General features: G+C 49.9%; 1 protein-coding gene. It reads left to right on the top strand.

The window, feature by feature from the left end:
- Positions 1-154: 154 nt before the first annotated feature.
- Positions 155-24,173 (top strand): calcium-binding protein (locus GV64_RS17215; protein WP_034844366.1); only part of this gene is annotated, 24,019 nt, incomplete at its 3' end.

Genomic DNA, 24,173 nt, shown 5'->3' with positions numbered 1-24,173 from the left:
GTTGATAGGGCTCTCATAATAGCACGACTTAGGTCGTGCGTTTTGCTGTAAGGGTGTTGTTGATGTCTTTAATCGAAAAAGGTTTCCAGTCTTGGCACTGACCAACTGAGACTGGAAGCCATTGGATTCAGAACAATAACAAACGGACCGGCTAATGGATAAGCAATCTCCAAACAGCAAATCATACCCGTCAGATATTGCTGCAGCGGCTCGTAAGGGCTTATTTCCCAGGTTAAACCGGCTGTTTGAGAAAATGTTCCGGCAGGATCGGCTGCAGGAACGACGTAAAAGGCTGGAGGATTTCTTCACCCTTGAGCAATTAGAGCCCAGGTTGCTGTTGTCTGCTGATCCTATTGCCGCACTTCAGGATAATGCGCTCCAGTTAGAGCAGGATGCTAGCGTTACCCTGGACGTGGTTACCGAAAATGAGCAGCAGTATCTTCGTTTGGTCGACGAAAATGATACGGTGCTGGGTAAGAAGAGTATCAGTGATATTGCGGCGGGTAGCACGATCACTGTCACGGGTTCAGACGGTGCTGATACTTTCACCGTTGACCAGTCTTTCCTGGACTTGGGTGAACAGTCTTTTGTTGTTCAGTTTGATGGTAAAGGTGGTAATGACACAGTAGCGGCAGCTGATAATGTCACCAGCAGTGCCTGGCAGATTAACGGTGAAAATGAAGTTTCCATGGGCGCCAACGGCATTGTGGAATTTCTGAATGTCGAAGCGCTGCAGGCGATGCAGACTGATGACTCACAGCATGTCCTGGCTGCCATCAATAATAACTATCACTGGCAGGTTGATGCAGAAGGGCAGGGTGTTGTATCCACGCTGGATGATCTTCCTGGCAGCATTCTGCAGACGGCAAGCACTGTTTCCATCAGTTTTGATGGCTTCGATAGTCTGGGTGGTAGCGGTGCTGACTATCTGGACTATAGCCAGTATGCCACTGGCGTGGTGGTGGATCTTGATGCCGGTACGGCCACTGGTTTTGATAGTGTCAGCGGCTTTAATACTCTGGTGGGCTCTGCCCATAGCGATACTTTAACCGGCGACAGCAATGACAACCTGTTTGTGGGTGGTATCGGTGATGTCATCTTCGGTAACGGTGGTTTTGACACGGTGCTGAACCAGCAGCACGATTCCGATCTTAATCTAAATGTGACTACAGAACAGGTACCGGATGAAAATGATCCGGCCAGCACTGTGACGGTTACTACCTTTGAATATCAAAGTGGTGCCTGGACTGAAGGTAATAACGGCTCATGGACGTTTACCTCAAGCGGTCAGATGGAATTGCAGGATGTCGACCTGATTGGCGCCATTGGTGATGGTAATGATAACCGGTTTGATTTTTCTGCAGCGCCGGTACAGGTCTACCTTGAGGGCGGTGCCGGTGATGACACCCTGATCGGTGGTAGTAAAGACGATATTCTTATTGGTGGTCTGGGTATTGATCAGTTAACCGGTGGGGCCGGTTATGATCAGGTGATTGAAGTTCGGGCGGCAGACTTTGTGCTGGCCGCCAATACCTTGAAAGCCAATAACGATGATGATGAACTGGACACGCTGGAAGGCATTGAGAGTGTCTATCTGAAAGCATTGGCAGAAAATGGCGCGGGTAAAACCCTGGATGCCAGTGCCGCCAACAACTTTGACATTACCCTGGTGGGCACGGAGTATGCCGATACCATTACCGCTTCAGATTTCGGCGATACACTGACCGGGGGTGGTGGTGCTGATATCATCACTGGCGGTGCCGGAGCCGATGACCTGGTGGAGGATTTTTCCGGTCGGGGCATCATCAGTCAGGCCGATCCTTTCGATATACTGGATCCTGTTTATAAGCTGGATCTGGCCCAGGGCACTTCAGAAGTCTGGATGATTAGTATTCCGACCGGGCAGAGCGGTGATGGATTTACTCTGACCATTACCGATGCCAGCGGTTCTTACACCACAGGCACAATCGCCTGGGATGCCGATGGCTGGGATATTGTCCGAAATATTGAACAGGCCATGAACCTGCAGTTTGGCCAGGTTGTTGTTGAACAAAACGATGATGGCAGCTGGCGGTTTGAATTTTCCGCCCGGTATGCCGGAAAGGCCATGGCTACCGCTGTTACCGCCAGTGAGAGTAATGTTGTGGTGGCGATAACTGCCGGTACTCAGGTGCTGGACACCCTTAACGGTTTTGGCAGCAACGATCAAATATCCCTTTCTGGCAGTGGTTTAAGTGACGTTGTTGATCTGTCTGTGTTTGCTGGTAAAGCCCAGATCCATACCTACGGTGGCAGCGATACGATTACCGGTGCACAGGGTATCAATGTAATTGATGCTGGCGCCGGCAGTGATACTGTCTTTGTAACGTCTATCAGTGCCGATACCGTCGATGGTGGAACAGGCACAGATATTCTTGTGGCTGACCTGAGCAGTGAAACCAGTGGTATCACTATTGATCTGGATAACCACCAGCTAACTCTGGGTAATGTGACGCTGGCCCATCAGGGCTTTGAATCCTCTGGGTTGGTGGGCGGTGCCGGTGATGATGCTTTTGATGCATCAGGCTTCACCGGTGTTTCCACCAGTGTTGAATTAAGCAAGATTGCCGGCTGGGATGAGCTCACTCTCCATACGCTGAGGATTACACTGGACGACAGTGGTTCAACCATTCTGGATATTGATCTTTCTTCTGCCAGTACCCTGGAAGCGCTGATTGACCTGATTAATGCGGCTGATGACCGGGACACCGGGGCGCTGAGTGTCAGTTTCAACCAGGAAAATTCCCGCCTTGAATTTACCGGTTTGTCGGCTGTTTCTGTGCCGGATTATGACGACAGTGCAGTGACCATTGTGGATCTGTTCGGTCTTACCGGTATGGTCAATAACTCTGCCATTAACGGTCTGAGTTTGAGCTTGCTGGCATCCCTGCAGCTCACCAGCCAAAAAGGTAACGGTGGGGCAGATAGCTACCTCGGTTCCGAGGGACGTGATTACTTTGATATTGATACCGGTGATACTTCCGTAAACGGTGCTGGTGGTTATGACACAATTGCCGCAGCTACCAATAACTCTCAGGTTCGACTGGTTCTGACTGATAGTGCACTGACCTGGCAGGATGGGGATGACAGTACCACCACTGGTGATCACAGCACCACACTGGCCAATATTGAAAATGCCCGGTTAACCGGTGCGTCCGGAGCTACGTTACTGGATGGCAGTGCCGCCAGTATGGATCAGGTATTGGATGCTGCAACCACTACCGCTGCCCTGAAAGGCGGTGCCGGTTCCAACGAGTTGCGCCTCAGTGTGGATGGTCGCTCGGATTCCGCTACGGATAAAGTGCAGGTCACTCTTGATGATACTGCCACGGGCAATGATGTGGTCTTTTATGGTGGCACCGGTGATTTTGAGCTCAGTGTTCTGGATTGGGCGGATATTACCGGCGTTAACTATACGGCAGTGAGTGAATCCAATGGTGATATCACCATTAACAGCGCCATCGAATGGGCTGGTGGCAATATCAAGTTCAGGGCAGCCAACGGCAAGATTACGGTCAACAATAATATCATCACCGATGACGTTACCGGTGTGGCGGGGAATATCACCCTTGAGGCGCGTAATATTGTCATCAGCGACAATGTGACTCTATCTGCCCAGGGGAGCTACCTGGCCAATAATGGCGATATTACTTTAGAAGCCATTGATGGTCGCAACCTGGTGTATGGCAGCCTGGAGCATGGAGCGGCCTCTACCTTGGCTGCTCTGCCATTCTATTACAATGTCGATATCCTCAAAGCGACGGTGATCATTGGCGATGCCACGATTCGCGGGAAGGATATTCATATCCGTGCCCGAGCAGAGTCGAATCCTGACAAGGATATGAATAATGATGATGGCATTTTTAATAGTGGCAGTTCATTTCTTAGCGACCTGCAGAGCGATATTGAAGATTTCAAGCTGATTGCTGCGGTCAGTCGTTCTGATGTAACCAGTAAAATAACGATCTCTGATAACGCAGTACTGAAAGGTGACAATATCACCATCGAGGCGAACTCCATTGCCAATGTGACTGCATCGCCAATCTCTATTGCCGTAGCGGTTGCCGTGGGTGTTGTGGATACGGAGTCCACAGTAAACGTCAACGGTACCCTGCTGGCCGCTGGTGATATTACGATTTCCAGTAGAACGGATAACTATCTGGATGTGAATGCGGAACCCATATTCGGTAAGAGCGGCTATGCGGGCAGTATAGCTGTCGGTATTCTCAATTCTGATTCAGGGGTTTATGTCAATCATGGTAGCAGCATTGTTGCCGGCGGTGATTTGAGTGTTAAGGCCGCGAATGTTGATTACAGCTATGTGTACGCCGCCAGCAGCGCTGGTAATAAAGGTAAGCTGGCAGTCAGTATTGCAGCCCATGTTGAAGAGGGGGACACCGAAGCCGTCCTGGCCGGAGATGTGCTGGTACAGGGTGACACAGATGTTCATGCCGTGCAGAAGCAGGTTCGAACCGGTGGGTTCTCCGGCGGTATGGGAACGCTTGCCGAGGCTATTGTTGACCGTGTGCCCACGATTTTTGATCGTTTTGAGGATTCGTTAAAACAAAAAGTGGCCTATAGCGGGCTCTTTCCTGCAGATTCCTGGTTACAGAAAAAGATTCGGCCCAGTGACCGCCTCAAACCCACTAAATTCACTGCGGGTATTGCCTTCACCTACGCAGAAGACCGGAATCACGTTAACGCCACCATTGGCCAGCAGGGGCAGGACAGTGATATTCAGGTCGGTGGTGATGTGGATGTCCAGGCCAGTGTAGACAGTCGTTTAATGACCTCAACGTCATCGGTCTCCAGCAGTCCCTCCCAGTTAAGTCAGGTAGAAGGGGTGGCGGGTACTGATACGAGCAGTGGCGAGTTTAAACAGGTACCGTTTGGAGCGGCTGTTTCTGTCACTATTGCCTCTCTGGACAATAAAGCCCAGGCGCATATTCTGGGTAATACCCGTCTGGACGCCATGGGGGCTATCAATGTTGATGCGGATAGTCAGAACCTCACCGGACTGATTGCACCGGATACCACGTTTAAATACGTGAAGCCCACCCTGATTGGTAAAAATGAAATAGACAGTGACTATGCCCTGAAAAAAGGCGACCTGATTCGTTTTGATGATTCCAGTTACCAGTGGTCCGATGAGTATAAACAGCCTGAAGAGGATTTCTTTGGCTTTGGTGCCGTCTATAAATTCCTTGGAGATGATCAGAGTGACATCATCTTTAATGAAGAGGATTTTTCCGATGCGACCCGCTGGGAGTGGCTGGGTAATGAAATAACCAGTTTCCCCTACCAGTTGCTGGGCGGTGATACCGATGTGTATCTCCTGGATAACGATATAAATTCCGAAGCGGCCGGTGCCAAGGTGTCTCTGGCTCTGAACTTTTCACTGCTGAATACCGATCAAACAGCAGATGCCCGTATCAAGGATGGTGTCCAGATTAATCAGCGAACGACGTTCAGTAACGTCTTTGATTCTGCCAGCGAAATTGATGCGTACAATGCCGTTAATCAACTAGCACCAGGGTTATGGTCAGCATCCGATAGAAACCTTTCCGTTGATTCAAAGGTCATCAATCAGTCGGTTGAATGGGTGGGCAACAAAACCTCAACCGATACCAGCTTCTCATTCCTGAAAAAACTGTATGCACTTAATGGGGCGTCATCCAGTGGTAATGGTGTCGGTGCCAGTGTCTTTCTCAATGATGTAAACGTGACCAGTCAGGCCCTGATTGAAGATGGCGCCATTATTTATGCGGATAAACTTTCTGTCACTGCGGATACTGATGTGTTTGCTGTGGGCCTTGGTTATGCTGGCGGCTCAGGTACGGCCAGTCTGGGTATCGCCGGTCTTTATATGCAGAACAGCCTATCCAGTACAGCCCTGGCTCAGGTTGAATCCGGTGTGACTGCAGATATCGGTTCACGTCTTGGTGATATAAACAATATCGAACGTTTAACGGTTACTGCCGACAATCGTGTTGACTTGATTGTCGCGGCGGGTGCCATGGGGTATGGCGGTTCCTTTGGCGTCGGGGCTTCTTCTGCGGTCAGTGATATCACCAAGGTGACTAAAGCGCTGGTGGGTACTGAAGATGCTTCCACAGTTGATGGTGCCGTGCTGGTGAATGGAGATGCCTTGGTCAAGGCTCACAGCGATGGCCTGGTGATCGGTACTGCGGTCAGTGCATCCTGGGCTACCGGCAAGGTGGCACCGTCCGGTGGTGAGGAGCCGGCCACCACTAACAGCACCTATGGTGTTAGCGTTTCCGGTGCCTTTATTTTCAATACGGTGAATAACACCACTGCATCCAGCGTCGCCAACCTGACCAGTTTTAACGCCGATGCCCTGACCTTAAAAGCCACTGAACAAAGCGGTGTCTTTGCCTTTCCGATCACTTATTCCAGTGCCACGGCTCAGAAGTTCGCCCTGGCGGCTGCCGGTATCGGTTTGCGTAATGATGCCACTTTTACTATCAGTTCCGGCGTTGACCGTGTTACTACCATGGAGGTGGATACACTGGATGTGCTGGCCAGTAACGACAGTATTGTCATCACTACCTCCGCTTCTGCGGCGCTTTCCGGGCTGGCAGAAACCTCGGTGGGTGCCAGCAGCAGTATTGCCCTGGCGGGTAATGTCTCCATTAATAATGTGACTGCGGATGTTGATGCTTACTTAAAAGACATTGATAGCCTGACAGTCAAAGGCAAAGACAGCGACGGCTTTGGCGCGAAGATTGACGCCAGAGATGAATCTGAAATTTACGCCATTGCCCTTGGTGTCGCCTATGCCGGTAATGGTGCGGTTGGTGTTACCGTAGCAGAAAATAATATCAACAGTGATATTGATGCCCTGATCAGCAATACCGATCTTACATCGCAAACCGGCAAGGTCCGTCATCAGGCTGTAAGCGAAGCGGATATTGTCGCTGTTACTCTTGGTGCAGCAGTTACTAAAGAAACGACGCCGGATTTTGATACCAAAGTTGGTGTTTCGGTGGGCGCGGCGGTCAGCAGTAACCTGGTGCGAATGAACACCCGTGCCCGGGTTACGGATGGCAGCACCATTACCATACCGGGCAAGCATCTTGATGATTCCCGTCTTGATATCAATGCCCACAACAACACAGATATTATCGGTGTCGTGGTGGCAGCCTCTGTTGGTTTGCAAAGTGGTTCGACCACCACTGTCAGTTTGAGCGGTGCTGGTGCCAGTGTCAGCAACGAAGTGTATGGCGATACAGAAGCCCTGATTGATGGTTCAACCATACAGCAGGGTGCTTCTACTACGGCTGCGTCCGATGCGGCAACCGGCGTTTATCTTGATGCGGATGCCAATGGCTTTATTTCTGCCACGGTCGTTGCGGCCAGTCTGGCCTATGCTGGTTCCACAACCGGTACCGGGGTTGCGGGTGCGATTGGTGTCAGCCTGGCTGAAAATACCATCGGAAAAGACCCGAAAAACAGTAATAAGTCAAATGCTATCCGGGCGGTGATTAACGACTCGGATATTGATGTTTCTGGTGCAGTCAGTACCGATGCAGAAAGCAAGCAAAAGATTTCCTCGGTCATTACCTCCGCTGCTGTTGCTCTTGCCAAGTCTGAATCTTCTTCGGCGGGCGGCTTGAGTGGTGTTGGTGCATCCGCAACAAATAATGTGGCAGTGGATATTACCTCAGGTATTACTGCGACGGCTCCCGGCAAGACTGTACTTGCCGATTCTCTTACGGTTAAGGCCAAAGACGATTCAGATATTCTCAGTACAGCCGTTGGTGCATCAATTGCTGGTGCTTACTCCGGTTCCGGCAGTGTTGGCAGCTTGAGTATTGGCGTATCTCTGGCAGAAAATACCATAGACTCCAATACGTCGGCGATACTGGAGCAAGTGGATGTGGGTTCTTCTGATCGTAAGATTGGCAAGGTATCGCTTTCTGCGACGTCTAATGCAAAAATCACTGCAACGTCCATAGCCGCATCACTATCAGCGGCCTATTCGGCTTCATCCGGTGGATCGCTTTCCTTAAGTGGCGGCGGTGCTTCTTCAACCAATCGCATCACCGGAAGTACGTCAGCTGTTGTGCGTAACAGCAGTTTGACCAGCATTTCCGATATTTCTGTGACTGCCAGCAATACCTCTACCATTGATGCGACCGTTGTCGCCGCCTCTGTTGCTGCAGCTGCAGACACCAGCAGTGGCAGTGCCGGTGTTTCTATTGGTGCGGCTGTGACCAGCAACCAGATCGGTATCAGCGATAGTGATCGGCAAGAGGTTCTTGCTTATCTGGAAAACACCGAGGTCGATACCTCTGGCAATTTAACGCTTTCTGCTACCGGTAATATGACCATCAATGCAGATACCGGCGCTGGCTCTGCAGCTATTGCTGGCAGCACTGGTGGTGCTGGTATTTCCGGAAGCGGCTCTGGAACCGAAGCAACAAACAGTATTTATGGCCAGGTGCTTTCCTACATCGATAACACTGCTGCAGATCTTAGTGTTATCGCCGGTGACCTCAGTCTTTCTGCTACTGACAATTCTGATATTACCAGCACGGCGGTAGGTGCCTCGCTTGGTATTAGCTATGCGCCATCCAGTGGCAGTGGCTCACTGAGTATTGGCGTATCACTGGCTGAAAACAGTATTGATGTAAATACTGCCGCCAGATTAATAAATGTGAATGGCGGTGCATCTGATCGCAAACTGGGAGCGGTCAGCGTTACTGCTGCATCAACAGGCAGTATTAAATCTGAGTCTGTTGCGGTATCTATTGCGGGCGCACTGGGGCAGTCAGGGTCACTGTCTCTCTCTGGTGCTGGTGCTGTTTCAAACAACACCATTAATGGCATGACCGAAGCGTCTATCAAGGATAGTGACCTAATCAGCAGTGGAAATATTTCACTGAGTGCTGGTAATAGTTCTGAGATTGAAGCTCTGGTAGTTGCAGCAACACTCGCGGGATCAGTGGGTACCGGTGGTAGCAGTGGTGCTGTCTCCGTTGGTGCTGCTCTGACCAGTAACACCATCGGTACGGATAAGAATGATCGTTACGGTGTTCTGGCGTATCTGGAAAATAGCAGTATTGAAGCCGAAGGTGACCTGACCCTGTCTGCCACTGGCAACATGACCATCAATGCAGATGCCGGTGCAGGTTCAGCATCAGTGACAGGTAGCAGTCAGGCTGCTCTTGCGGGTAGTGGCTCTGGTGCCAGTGCGGAAAACACAGTTTATGGTCAGGTTGAGTCGTATATCGATAACACGCCGGCTGACCAGGCAGCTACCAGCAGTGAATGGATTCTGGTTGATGACCTGAGTTTGGCGGCAACCAATACCTCAAAAGTGACCAGCACCGCTGTTGGTGCTTCTCTTGCGGGAAGTTATGCCGGAGGCTCAGGCTCTGCAAGCCTGACCGTTGGTGTTTCACTGGCGGAAAACCAGGTCGATATTGATACAGCAGCCAGACTTGATCATGTCAATGGCGGTAAAGCGGATCAATTAAACGGCAGTGTGTCTCTTTCTGCCTCATCGGATAACACAATCAAGACACATTCCGTGGCTGCGTCTCTGGCTGCAGCGTTTGGCTCCTCGGGTGCGGTCGCTCTCAGTGGTGGTGGTGCCTATTCAGGTAATACCATTAGTGGGTCGACAGAAGCCCTCGTTGATAACAGTGATCTCTACAGTGATGGGACGGTATCCATCACTGCAGGAAATACCTCTCTCATTGAATCCACTACTGCGGCGGTTTCTGCTTCTATTGCGGCGGATTCCGGTGGTGGCAGTATCGGTGTTTCTATCGGTGCTGCGATTACTGAGAACAAGATTGGTCAGAGCAGCGACCGTTACCGCGTCAAGGCGGCTCTCAATAGCAGTAGTCTCGTTACCGAGGACGATTTAACCATCACTGCCAATAACTCCATGACCATTAAGGCTGGTGCGGGTGCTGGCTCTGCTTCGGTGGTGGTGAGTACTGGCGGTTCGACACTGGGTGCCAGTGGCTCCGGGGTGGGAGCCACCAATAAGGTTTATGGTGAAACCAGTGCCTGGATTGATAACAGCCAGTCTATTGAGGCAGGGGTGATTGATGTCAGCGCCACCAATAACGCTTCTATTACAGCGGTGGCTGGTGCTGCCAGCCTCGGCTTTGGCCTGGCGCCAGATGCCGGTGCAGCCATTACGGTTGCAGCATCCATTGCTGAAAATACCATCGACTCTCTGGTAACGGCGAAGGCTGTGGGCGACAGTAGCAGTACACCCCGGATAAAGTCTGAGTCACTTGCCGTGACCGCAGCGGATACGTCGGTGATCGATGCCCAGGTGGTGGGTGTTTCTGTGGGCGCAGGGTTGGGTGTTTCAGTGGGTGCTGCAATCTCTGTGGGTGCTGCGGAAGGGACTAATAATGTCTCAAATCAGGTCTCTGCTTCTATTGAAGATCTGACCGTTGAAAACCACAACGGCGGTGTGAACGTAGCGGCTACAGAATCTACCACCGTGAAGTTGAAAGCAGAAGCGGCATCCATTTCCATTGGTGCGGGTTCTGATATTGGTTTCTCTCTGTCTGGTGCGGGTGTGAAAGGTACCAATACCATAAACAACAGCACTCAGGCGTTTATCCGCAATGCGGAAATCAGGCTGGTTCCCCGTGCGGACTATGAAGGTGCAAGCCTTATTGAAGAACTGCTGGAAAATGATCTGGTTGAGTTTGCCGATGGTGTCTATCGCTATATTGGCAGTGACCTTGATCTTTCTCCTGATTTTGAGTCTGACGGCTACCAGTATGATGATAATGGTAGCCGTGTTGCAGGCCCATTTACCCAGGTTGCTGCTGGCCAACAGTTCTATTTTATTGATGGTACTTACCGCAATAATGGTTCAGCAGAGCTGTCTCTGGAGAAAGCCATTGCGGTAGCCGCTGCGCTGCGTGCCGAAGCTCTCACAGCAGAGGCCGGTACTTATGAGAATCATGCCAATACGGCTCAAAGTGCAGCGGATGCAGCTCAGGCATTGGCAGATGCTGCCCAAGCTGAGGCTGATAGCCTGGCTGCCTTGGCAGATACTGCGGTGGAAGCATCGTTAAATGCCAGCACGTCCAATGCTGTAGCAAAAGCGGAAGCTGCAGAGCAGGCCGTTGCCGCATGGCAGGCAAAGCTGGAAAACGTTGCTGAACTTCAGGAAGCAGCAGATCAGTTGCAAGAAGAAGCAGATGTCTGGAATGCAATCCATGCAGCTGCCAAGTCGTCGGCAGACGATGCTCAGGCACTGGCGGAGAGTACAGCTGCAGAGGCTGGCCTGGATACTTCAGCTGTTTCAGCGCTGAAACCTGATTGGGCATTGTTAGACCTTGAAGAAGTCAAGAGCTCAACACCCGCTGCTGACTGGGAGCTGGTTTACGCAACTGCAGATTATGGTGACCAGGATATTTCCGTTACCGCAGTTAACAATGCTGCGATTACTTCGGTAGTCGGTGCTTCCAGTGCCTCGCTCGGAGCCGGTAAAGTGGGGGCTGCCGCCGCTATTGGTGTAACGCTGTCTGAAAATACCATTGGGTCAAGTCATCAGACTTCTGCCTATATAGAAGACTCAAAACTGACATCACTAAACGATATTGTTGTTGATGCCCAGTCAGTGTCGACTATCGATAGCACCGTATATGGTGCAGGGGTAGCAGTTGCCGCTGGTAAATTTGCGGTTGGTGGTGCAGGTGTTGGTATTGACCTGAACAACTCCATCGGTGGCAGCACCACTGCGTATGTGAACAACTCAGCCATGGTGGCTGGGAATGACATTTCTATTACTGCTGATGCTGATGGTCAGGTCGTCAAGGCCGATGCGGTTGCCGTTGCCATATCTGCTGCTATTGGTCTGGGGGGCGCTGTCTCCATATCCGCAACGGATATTGATAACACCATTGAGATGGCAGTGAATGCCTGGCTGAATGTAGACGACAGTCAAATTATTGCTGATCAGGATTACCGTGTTTTTGCAGGCAATGATATTGATGTTGCCAGCCATGCCAACGCTCTGATGAAAAATGTGGATGCAACTGCGGTTACTTTCAGTGCGGGACTGGCCGGTGCCAGCGGTGGCGGTGTTGATATTACCAATCTGGTCAATAACCAGGTGAATGCAACCATCAGTGGCGCTGAAAACAGCAGTGCAGTTATTGGTTCTGTCGGTGATATCAATCTTAAAGCGAGTGAAACCACCGATTTAAGTATTAATGTGACGAATGTTGCACTCAGTGCCAGTATCGGTGGTGCCCTTGGAATTGCTCTTGTTCGCAATGATGTTCGCAGCTCGATTTCCAGTAAGGTCAAAGACACGGCGCTGGAAGCTAATAATATTTATATCGATGCTCTTGCGGATAACAACATCCATAAGACTCAGGCATTTGGTTTTGCTGCTTCACTTGCGGCTGCCAGTGCCAACCGTGCAGATGTCGATATCACCACCACTGTTTCTGCGGTGACGGAGTCAGCCAAACTCACTGCGGTTGATGAAATCGTGATTAATGCCGGAGCCACCAACTATGCCCGCGCAGATGCCAGCGGGGGTGCCGCTGGTGCGGTTGCTGCTGGAGCCATGGTGGCGGATATTGAACAGGGTAAAGACGGCTCTGAAGATGTATTGGTAGAAATCGGTGATGGCTCACAACTGGGCGCTGCCAATATAACTGTGAAAGCGTCTGGTAATGATGATCTACTGCCGGAGACCATTGCTGCCTCCGGTGGCTTCGTTGCTGGTGCCGGAGCAGAAAGTAATGTTACCAGTTATCAGTCAGTGGTCGCTAATATTGGCAAGGGTGTTGTGATTGAGGCTGACCAGTTTGACCTGAGCAGTACTCTGGATCAAACCGTCGATGCCAGTGCGGATGCCTTTACTGTTGCGTTAGCTTCAGGTGCTGGAGCTGGGCTAAACATCACCATCAAAAGCTATGCAGATGTGAATATTGGAGCCAGTACCGGAATACTTGACTCTGCTAATCCATCATCCATTACTGCACATGATATCAACATTAATGCTCTGAACCGCTTTGATAAGTCGCGATTCAGTAATGGTAAGTCTCTCAGAACAGGTTCCGGTAATATTGTCGGTGTCAATGTGATGGTGAGTCAGACCATTCTGAATAATCATGCGCGCATTAACCTGACCGACGACGTGGAGCTGATTGCGGAAGGCAGTTACGACGATAAGGCCACCGTTCGCATTGAAGCTCAGAATGACATTACCACCGTCGATAGTATTACCCTGGAAACCGTCAGTGCGGTTGGCGGCATCAACGCAGCGACCAGTAAGGTAGAGGCAAACTCCGATGCCAAGGTGAATATTGACGGAGCGGTAATAGAAAATGTCACGGGCAAAGTATTTGTGACCGCCAAAACCGATTCTGAGAATCGTGCCAGTGCCGATATTCTTGCGGTTTCCGGTCTTTCCAGCGCTGCCACTGGTGTCGCTCTTGCCACTACCAACGCTCGAAATAACGTCAGTATTGCCAATGCCTCCATGAAGGCTGGAGACGTTTATCTTTATGCCGGTAAGAGCAGTCAGGGTGTTCTGAACATTCTTGAGAGCAGTGCCAATGTTGAGCTGACGGCGGTTTCAACCTCTGCCAATGTTGCGGTTCCTTATCCGGAAGCAAAAATTACAGAAACCAATACTATCAACCTGGGTAATAACGCTGATATCAAGTCCATGACGGATATTACCATCGAAGCCCGTGAAGGGATTGGTGGCAGTGAGCGGGCGAAAGAGTCTGGTCTGACGCTGTCTATTTCCGGTGTGCCTTATGGTGTGGACATTGATCGTGACGGCAGTGTCACTTCCAATAATCAGTTCTCAGTTGCGGATTCTGCCCAGGCGACAGCAGGTGTTAATAATAAAACTTTCCTGCAAATTCGTCCGGTTGCTGAGATACAGAGCATCCTTAATGACAGCAGCAAAGTCAGCGCTGATGGTGTGATCAATGTTGATGCTCTGACTGACGATGATAAAAAACTGCTGTTTGGCGTAGATAATGCAGAAGGTGAGGTGGTTATTCCAGAACTGCCAGAGGATGTGGTGTATGTGATGGAGGAGCTTGCGCTTAGCACCATCAACTTCCTGGTTACGCAGGATACGGTCATTGAACACAATGGCAGCTATTACCAGTACACCTCTCAGAACAGCACTGAGATTGACCTGAAGCAGGAAAATTACAACAACAAAAACCGCTGGACGAAGCTGAATCTGTCATTGGCGCAGATAGAGTCTCTGGGCTATCCGGTTTACGAAAGCTCAATCACTGATGCTCTTGCCAGTGCCATGACCGGTGAGTTCTTTGTGGTTAAGCCAAAAGAGCTGGATTCACCAACCCTGACGTTTACCAATCTCAGTACCGTGCTGTTTGAGCAAAAGGCCCAGGTAGAAAGCTGGATCCGTGATCACAGTACAAACTCTGAAGCGGTGGCTCGCTACCAGGTTCAGTTGGCAGAGATCAATAAAAAGATTGATGAGCTGGGTCTTTCCGATTATGTACATTCTGTGGATGCCGGTCAGATCGTTAAGGCACCGGACGGGAATTACTATAAGAGCAAGATCAACCAGGAAAGTATTCTTGAGTTAGCGGACTATTCCGACACAGCGTTGTGGCAGAAAACCAGCTCAACCACGGGGGCCTGGGATTATACTGATACCGCTAATGCCACCAGCAAAGTCTACAATCAGGCTCTTGATATCCTGATGGTGGACCTGCCGGATGTTTATGCAGCGCCCGGTTCCGTCTATCTGCAGATTGATGGTAAAACGGCTGAGACCCTGGCTGCCCAGGAGAATATGGACAATCTCCATGCCCGGGAAGGAGCAACCATTCAGATCGTCAACAGCACACCGTTTGCTCTGCGGGTGAATGATGCCATTGTTCAGGATACCCAGCGTGTTGAAATGGTCGGCGGCTCCCTCAAAACCTATACTCCAGGTGCTGTTCAGATTAACTATAAGGATGTGAACTCCATTGCTGTTCGTGGTGGTGCTCAATCCACGGATGATCAGGGACGTAGCTCTGATTCGCCTAACGAAATCATTATCTTCCAGGATACCGATCCACAGTTTATTAAAGATACCTACGGAAGCTTCACCCTGCCTGAGATTCCTCAGGGTATGTATATTCAGGGCAATGTGGTGAATGAAAATGGTGGGGCGTATATCAATAACCGGGAAGGTTCCATTGAAGTCTCTACCCAGATTCGAGCTGAGACCGTTAATATCTTTGCTGCTGGTGATTTCTCCCTGAACTCTGACGCCTGGTTCCATACGAATAAAGATCCACGGCAGTATATTAATTATCAGCTAATGAGGAACTTTGTTTACAACAAGGATGGAAACTCACGTTCCTATCAGACAGGTTTAAGTGACAGCTCGCTGATCTACACACTGTTTAAGGCTAACTACAGCGTACTGACAAACAGCATTAATGTAGATAACTCACAGATTGTCTCCATGGGAAAAATTACCCTGACCGCCCGCTACCTCAATATCAATGGATTGATTCAGAGTGGGGTGAATACAGTTTACCTGGAGATTGATGAAAACTTCCGTGGTGGCTCTAAAAATGTCGATTTGACCAATAAGAAGGGACAGGCCATTGCAGGCGTCAGCTTTGCCAACCCCAACGACAGCAGTAATGTCAAAGTACCTGTCGATGGTTACTGGGATGCTGTACGACAGGCGATTATTGTCGACGATATTGTGCCTGCCGGTGGGGAAGTGGTGATTTCCGGCCAGGTTATCAGTACCGGCAATGGTCGTATTGTGGCGGCCAGTGGTTATGCCTCTGTAGATATCAACAACAAAAGCGGCTATGAGCTGGTGATGAACGATATTGATAACCGTCAGTATCGTGAAGGCAAGATTACCATTATTGACAGCAAGCAGCTGACCAAGGATGAGTATCAATACAATGGCTCCGGTGCAACTCACACCAAATACACGGGTACGTTAATTCCTGCTACCGGTAATGACATCGCAAGAATCGAGTACGCGCAACAGAGTACCAGCACTGGTGATGCGGATTCTTTTGCTTATAAAGTTGCCGCCGGCTCCCGTTATGTCTGGACGGAAGGACAGAGTAAAACCAAAACAACAGTTCGTAAGTACGAGAAAAAGAGTTTTAACTTGTTTGGTGGTAATACCGACTTTGATGACTGGCTGGCTAAAGACAATAGTTACAAGTGGGAAACAGTCGAATTCACCGATAAGCAGCCGCTGCTTGAGTCTGAGTCAGTGATATTGCCTTCCGAGGGGGCTGAATCTGCGGATTATAAGGTCACCTATATCCAGACGGAAGGTGATCCGGATGTGACCGATTTTGACCGTGACTCCTGGACGACAGGTGGAGGATGGCTCCGTAAGAAAACCGTTCACACCAAGATTACTGTAATTGAGGGGCTGAAAGATTATTACACCCACTCCTTGAAAGCGGATTACGACATTGCCATTGACTTCCTCGGTGGCAATAGCCAGCCGGATGTAAACATTACCAGTAAGGGCAATATAACCCTGGCCGGTAAGATTAAAATGGCTGATGAAGGCTCCTTAAATATCCTGTCTACTCATGGCTCTATTACTATGAGCGATGGTGTCTATGCCCTGACATCTCAGGCAGATATTGAAGCGAAAGGCACTGTCCGGGTCATCCTGGAGGGTAATACTGCGGATAAAGGTCATCGGGTTGTATCTAACACTGGCAGCGTCTACCTGGGTGTTGTGCAGGATGATAATCCGGGAGAAGGAAAGACCAGCTCCAACAAGCTCTATATTGATGAAATTTCTGCTCGTCATACTGTAGACATCAATGCCGGTGGTGGCATTTTCAAGGCAAATGGCGGTGAGACGGTTTCAATTTCTGCCAATGTCATCAAGCTACTGGCACTCGGTGGTGATATTGGGCATTTGACGATTGATTCTGCAACCCGAAATGATGCTGGCTATATCACCGTAGAAGCCCAGGGTAATGTTGCCTTGACTGAGCACTCTGGTGACATGAATGTGAACCAGATTATTGCTGCTCAGGTTGATGGCGGTGGTATCTCACCTTATGGTGTGCAACTGACCACCAATAGCGGTGATATTCTGGATGCGAATGATGATGAGGTTCGGGCTTCCAGTCTCGACACTTCGGCGGCTCAGCAATTCTATGCGGAATCTCAGGTCACCAATGAAGCGGATGCGACTACTGAACTGTACCACCAGTACTGGAATATCCTTCGTGATAATGGCGCTGAAGGTTATCTGGCAGACGTCACGGCATACGATAAATACGATGAGCTGTTTGATCACCTGTCCGGTGATGAACTGACGGATGCTCAGAACCGCATTGCAACATTGAATAACAGCCTGACCGATGCTTCCGAATACGATATGTCCTTTGATCAGCTGGCTGTCTGGAAAGCGACAAATGTCAGTTCTGCTGCGGGTCAAATCAGTGAACTGGAATATCGTATTCAGGAGAAGGTGAATACTAACCGCCCCGTGTTTGAAAGCATTCTTTCTCCTGGCATCGTTGCGAAGTTGTATCCGGATACCCCGATTATTGGTGGCGCTGGAAACACAGGTTCTGCGGAGGCTGCCAACATTCAAACATTGGTCAGTGGCAGTGCGATTATCCTGAATTCTGCTGGAGGCCTTGGTCAGACTGGAGATCGCGTCACCATCGATATGAGCGGTGGGGTTGTTGCCCTGGATGATGATGAGAAGGCAGTTCTGTCCCAGGCAACGGGCAATGATGTGGTAGCCACTGATTATGTCTTTTATGTGTATACGGGGGCAGCAGGAGATATCTCCCAGTTTGATATTGATTACAACGACGGTAACTGGGCAGAAGTCAGAAGCCTTGATGCATCTGCTGATGGTTTCACCTCAGTTAATAATGGTGATTATGTCCAGATAGACCAGGATGGGGTGCCAGTACTTTATCAATACACAGGTACAGGAGCTTCTATAGAGCTTTCCCAGGAAAGTTTTGACCATGCTGGTGCTCCATGGCAGCGGGTCAGTGTCACCAGTGTTGCTCCCGCCAGTGTATTGAACCTGACCTCTGGCGATCTGGTTATGCAGCTCAGTTCAGTCACCATTCAGCTATGGGATGATCTGAATCTTCAAGGGAATATCAACCTGACGGCACAAGCGGTTCAGGGAGTTGCTATCGAGCACAGTGGAGCACTGTCGGTTGATCGTATTGTGGGTGCGAGCTGGGTACGACTGAGTGTTCAGGGAGATTTGATTGACAGTGGTCAGCACAATACGGCAGCCCTTGTCAGTGCCGGGGATCTTGTTCTGATCACTAAAGGGAATATTCTTTCCCAGGGCGATGGAGGCTTCCGGGTTCAGGTGGCAGAGTCTGCAAAACTGAGCGTGGACACCGTTGGCTCCGTTGATATCTGGCAGGTTGAAGGTAATGTCAGCATTGCCGGGAAGAACACGACCATTGGCGACCTTTATCTTGATGATGTTGCCGCTACTGGTGATCTTACCTTTACTGCTGGCTTGCTTTCATCCTTTACTCCAACCACTCCGGGCAACGGGCAGGCTGATATTGTGGTTGAGAAAATCAGCACAACGGCGGGCACAGTCACTTTACAGGCTGCAGGCGATATTCTGGATGCCTACGACGATGGCAACAGCGCTATCATTAATATTCGTGCCCAGGATCTGATGCTGATTGCTGGTGGCGGTATTGGCAGTCGACAGAATCTGATTGATAACCATCTGGACTTTAAGCTCTCCGGTGATGCTTCTGCCAATACACTCAATGACGTTTATTTGAATGCGGTAGAAAGCACATTAAGTATTGGTCAGATTACCTCAGGCTCCAATGTCATTTTGAAGTCTGCACAATCCATTCTGGATGGCGATCAGGATAACAATAATGACCTGATAAGCCTGATGGGTGACAGTGACATCACTGCATCTTCTATTTTCCTTGATGCAGCCAATGGCACCATTGGTCAGTTAGGTAATCAGCTGGAAATTGATACTGCTGCTAATAATGGATCAGGCAAGCTAACCAGCCTCAGTGGCAAGAACACTTATCTGAGAGAAGTTCAGGGCGATTTGCGCGTTGCCAGCCTGGTGGCGGACAGTGATAACAGTGGCAGAGGTGATGCCAATGTTTACCTTACGGCGGAAGGTCGTGTTCTGAATGGCAATGTCTCCGGTGACACGATTACTGCGAGCGGTTTGCGGATCGTTGCTGGTCAGGGGATTGGCGCTGATGCTGATGGGCTGCGAACCCTGATTGATAATCTGGAAGCAGAAGTCGCGGTCGGCAGCCTTATTCTCAATAACACCGGATCTCTTGCTGTGGGTGGTGTCAGTGATGAAATGGAAGGTCTCCAGGTTCAGGGTTCTATCGAACTTGTAGCTCAAAGCCCGCTTACGATTAATGAAAATGTAATTGCCAGCGAGGGAGATATTACTCTTATCGCATCGGACTCTTCTGCTTCAGGCGATGACTTGACAGTGAATGGTGTTACGGTCGATGCAGAACAGGGCAACCTGACACTGAATGCGGGTGATAAATTCTTGCTGAATCTGAATGGTCAGCTTAATGCTGCTCAGACGCTGACTATTAATACAGATATTGGCAGTGTTGACAGTGAATCCGGAGATATCAAACTGTACGGTAGCCTGATGGCCACTACGATTCTGGTTAACACCGGTCAGGCTGATGATGCTCTACTATTTGATGTACAGGATATTGATGGCGATGTTGAGGTGAATACCGGCTCAGGAAACGATCAGCTGACGGTTAACCAGATGGTGAGCCGTGCTGTTGATGATGTGTTTGTGCTGGATGGTGAAGGTGGCACTGATACCTACATCATTAATCGAACCGGTGATAATGCGGACTATATCATTGATGTCCGTGATTCTGGTTCCGAAGCTGATGGTGCTGATACTCTGACCATCAATGGTACTGCTGAAGATGACACCTTCCTGCTACGGGCCAACTTTGTGGCCGCCATGCACACCGACAGCCAGGGTGAATACACTTCAGCTGTCGAGCGTATAAATTATGACCGCAATATCAACGCCCGCCTGACATTGAATGGCCTTGCCGGTGCGGATAACTTCTTCAGTGATGACAATAGCACGATTACCACGCTGGACGGCGGTGCTGGTAATGACCGCTTCCAGATTGGTCAGCTGTTTGGTAAGGATCGTAATACCTCAGAAGGTACCGTTGCTGCTGGCGATGAAATTGAAACCACTGAAACGACTCTGGGCTTCTTAAGTAAAGGTAACAGCTTGCCTATGGTCGTTTATGGGGGCGATGGTAAAGATGAAATCAAAGTCTACTCCAACAAAGCCATTACTAAACTTTATGGGGAGGATGGTGATGACAGCTTTGTGGTCCGGGCATTCCTGAAAAAGAACACTACGGAAACCGCGGGAGGCGGTGATGTGGAGTTGTTTGGTGGTGATGGTGCCGATGATATCCAGTACAGCATTAACTCACCGTTGAAAATTGATGGTGGTAATGGCATGGACTCCGTGGTGGTTCTGGGAACCGAGGCGGACGACAACTTTATGATCACCGAAAACGGTATTTTTGGTGCAGGCCTGAATATCAGTTTTGATGGTGTGGAACTGGCGGAAGTGGATGGCCTTGAAGGTAATGATACCTTCTATGTACTCAGCACCAGTGATGCTGTTGAAACCACCATTATTGGTGGCCTGGGCGCAGACACCTTCAACATTGCCAGTGATGTGACTAAAGACATTGTGTCTTACTCGGTAGAAGGCCGCAGCAGTTTTGTTAACCACAGTGTGTTCAGTGATGACCTGTCCTACAACAATATTTTTGTGGATGGTATCTCCCTGAACGTGGCAAACAAAGAGAATGGTGCCATTGGTGTAGACCGTGATGATGGTGAGGTCGTGGTCAGTGAAGGTGGTGGCACAGACTTTTACGAGCTGCAGCTGAATGCACCGAAGCCGTCCGATGCCACGATCGCTTATGTGACCGTTTCCGCTGCCAGAGCCTCAGGCAGTGATAAAGATAAAACCGGCGGACTGGCGGACAGTGTTCTGATTTCCATCGATGGCCAGAACTTCTATGAGTCTCTGGTCATTGCCTACGATTCAGAAACCAACTGGGATGATGCCACCAAAATTTATATTAAAGCGGTAGATGATACGGCTGCCGAAGGCCAGCGGGATTATGTAATCAGTCACAGTGTCCGAAGTGACAACCCGGACTTTGACCAGCTGGATATCGATAATGTCGAAGTGGTTGTTAATGATAATGACCTGGGAGGCATTATTGTCAGTCCGGAGAGCAACCTGACTGTGGTTGAAGGTGGCAGCGAAATCACCTTTGATGTGCGTCTGGCAACTGCACCGGTTCAGGGGCAGGTGGTCAAAGTCTCACTGGCTGAGATTATTCCTGCGGATTGGAGCAGCCAGTTGACGCTGAGTACCGACACGCTGACGTTTGATCATACCAACTGGTCTGGTCAGTTTACTGTGTCAGCGACAGATGATGGGGCTGTTGAAAACCTCTATCGAGCAGGTATTACACTTTCTGCATCAGATAACTATGCGGCAGAGAGTGTGACGCTGGATATTGATGTGGTGGATAACGACAGTGGGTCGGTCATTATCACCCAGACAGATGGTTCGACCCTGGTGAGTACGACAAAGCAGGATGCCTACCAGATTGCCCTCAGTAAAAAGCCAGCAGCTCCCGTGACGGTGAACCTGTTGAATGATGGACAAGTGTTGTTCAGTAGTAATGATCCACGCTTTGATGCCAGCACTAACAGCGTTACTTTCGGTATTGATGACTGGGATACGCCTATTGATATAACTCTGGCAGCCAATGCCAGCTTCCAGCCTGAAACCGATAGCCAGCCGGTACAGAACCCACCGCTGCAGCCACATACCCTGTCGGATATCCGTGGCAAGCTGATTATTGAAGGTAGCACTCCGGAAGGTAAGAAACGTGAGCTCACTAAGGCGGTCATGCTGCCCACAGAAACTGATGGGTCTTTACCACTGGTTAATATTGAGCTGAATGAAGATGAGCAGACCGATACGCTGAATGTCTTCAATGATGGCAGTATCCAGAACGACTCCGGGATTCTGACGGAAAATTCGATCACTGGCCTTGGTATGACGTCCGGTAAAGGTATTGAGTACCACGACGTTGAGGTGGTCGAAATGTTACTGGGCAGTGGTAATGATACCTTCACAATTGAAGGCACTGCTTCCAATGTGATTACTGTCGTGCATGGTGGTGGTGGCGATGACAAACTGACTGTTAACAACAGTGCCAGTGATGGTGTACTGATTCTGCTGGGTGACTCAGTCCAGGACGGTTCTACCTACAATGCAACATCTGACCAGAAAACGGAAAAGGCCAGAGAGTTTGCGAACCCCGGTAACGATGTGATCGATGCTTCAGGTGCCGGTGGCTCTGTGGTGATTTATGGTGGTCAGGGCAATGACACACTGACCGGCAGTCTTTTTGGCGATCATATTGCTGGAGGCTCTGGTGATGACAAGATCTATGGCCTCGATGGCAATGACCATATTTATGGGGATTCCGGCTTCAATCTGGATATCTCAACCCGTCTGGACCTTTCCACCCAGATTCTGTCGGTGGTGAATACCGTAGATGTTCTCAATGATAACCTTGATACCGCTGACCAACTAGCTGTTGGTAGCGACACCATTGATGGTGGTACCGGTAATGACATTATCCTGAGTGATAAAGGTGAGATTGCACAGCAGCTTGATACCAATCGTATTCTGACGACTGGAATGGTGGTCAGCATTACCAACACCCAGCGTGATCAGGGTGGTAATGACATCATTGATGGTAGTGCAGGTGATGATGTCGTTATTGCCGGGTTTGGTGATGACACCATCCGAGGCGGTACAGGTAATGACATTCTGTTTGGCGACAGTGGACAGCTGAATTATGCCGATGGTGATGCGGACCTTGCAACGCTGGACAGTGTAATGACCATTGATGCAGACCTGGGTGGCAATGATGTTATCGAAGGCCATTCTGGTGATGACTATATCTTTGGTGGTGCCGGCAGTGATTCTCTTTACGGAGATGGTTCAATTAACCGCCTGGCTATTATTGATGAGTCTGATAACGACATCATTATTGGCGACCTTGGGGCGATTGCTCTCGCTGGTAACCGTGCCGTTCGAATCTACAGCACAGATACCACTGTTGGTGATGACGATATCATCAAAGGGCATACAGGTGATGACTTCATTATTGCCGGTGCTGGTGGTGATAATGTTGAGGGTAACCAGGGTAACGACTGGATTCTCGCCGATTTTGGTGAAATTGACCTTCGCAATGGTTTGCAGATACTGAGTACCGCCGCTGGTGATAGTCACAGCACTGGTGATGATGTTGTCGATGCCGGTGAAGGCGATAACAGGGTTCTGGGCGGCCTTGGCAATGATGAAATTACCACGGGCTCTGGTGCCGATGATGTGTTGGGTGACAACGGTTCACTGACCTACACAGAAACAGGTGTAGCCGTTTCTATCACCAGCACTGACACGGTACTGGGTGGTAGTGACACTATCAAAGCTGGCGATGGTAATAATCGTATTCTGGCTGGTGCCGGTGGTGACGATATCACTACAGGTTCGGGCAAAGATGTCATTGTGGGTGACAGCGGTTCTTTGACCTATAACAACACAGGTGTACTGGTTGAGTTTACCAGCCTTGATACAACCACCGGTGGTAACGATACGATCAATACCGGTAATGGCGATAACCTCACTATTGCAGGAGCAGGTAACGATGATGTTACCAGTGGCACCGGTAATGATGTCGTTGTTGGCGATAATGGTTCACTGACCTATACCGGTGCAGGCGTACTGGTTGCATTGACCAGTGTCGACACTGCAACTGGCGGCAATGACACTATCAATGTGAGTGATGGTAGCAATCTTGTTCTGGCAGGAGCTGGTGATGATGAGGTCACCACTGGAACTGGCAATGATGTGGTTGCTGGTGACAATGGTTCACTGACCTATACCGATACAGGCGTGTTGGTTGAATTGACGAGTCTCGACACTGAAACCGGTGGCAATGACACGATCGATGCCGGTAATGGTA

Origin of the sequence: Endozoicomonas elysicola (assembly GCF_000710775.1) — a bacterium.
In the GTDB taxonomy this organism is placed as follows: domain Bacteria; phylum Pseudomonadota; class Gammaproteobacteria; order Pseudomonadales; family Endozoicomonadaceae; genus Endozoicomonas; species Endozoicomonas elysicola.
Note: the sequence above shows the minus strand (reverse complement) of the source record. Positions and strands in the feature narration are given on the sequence as shown.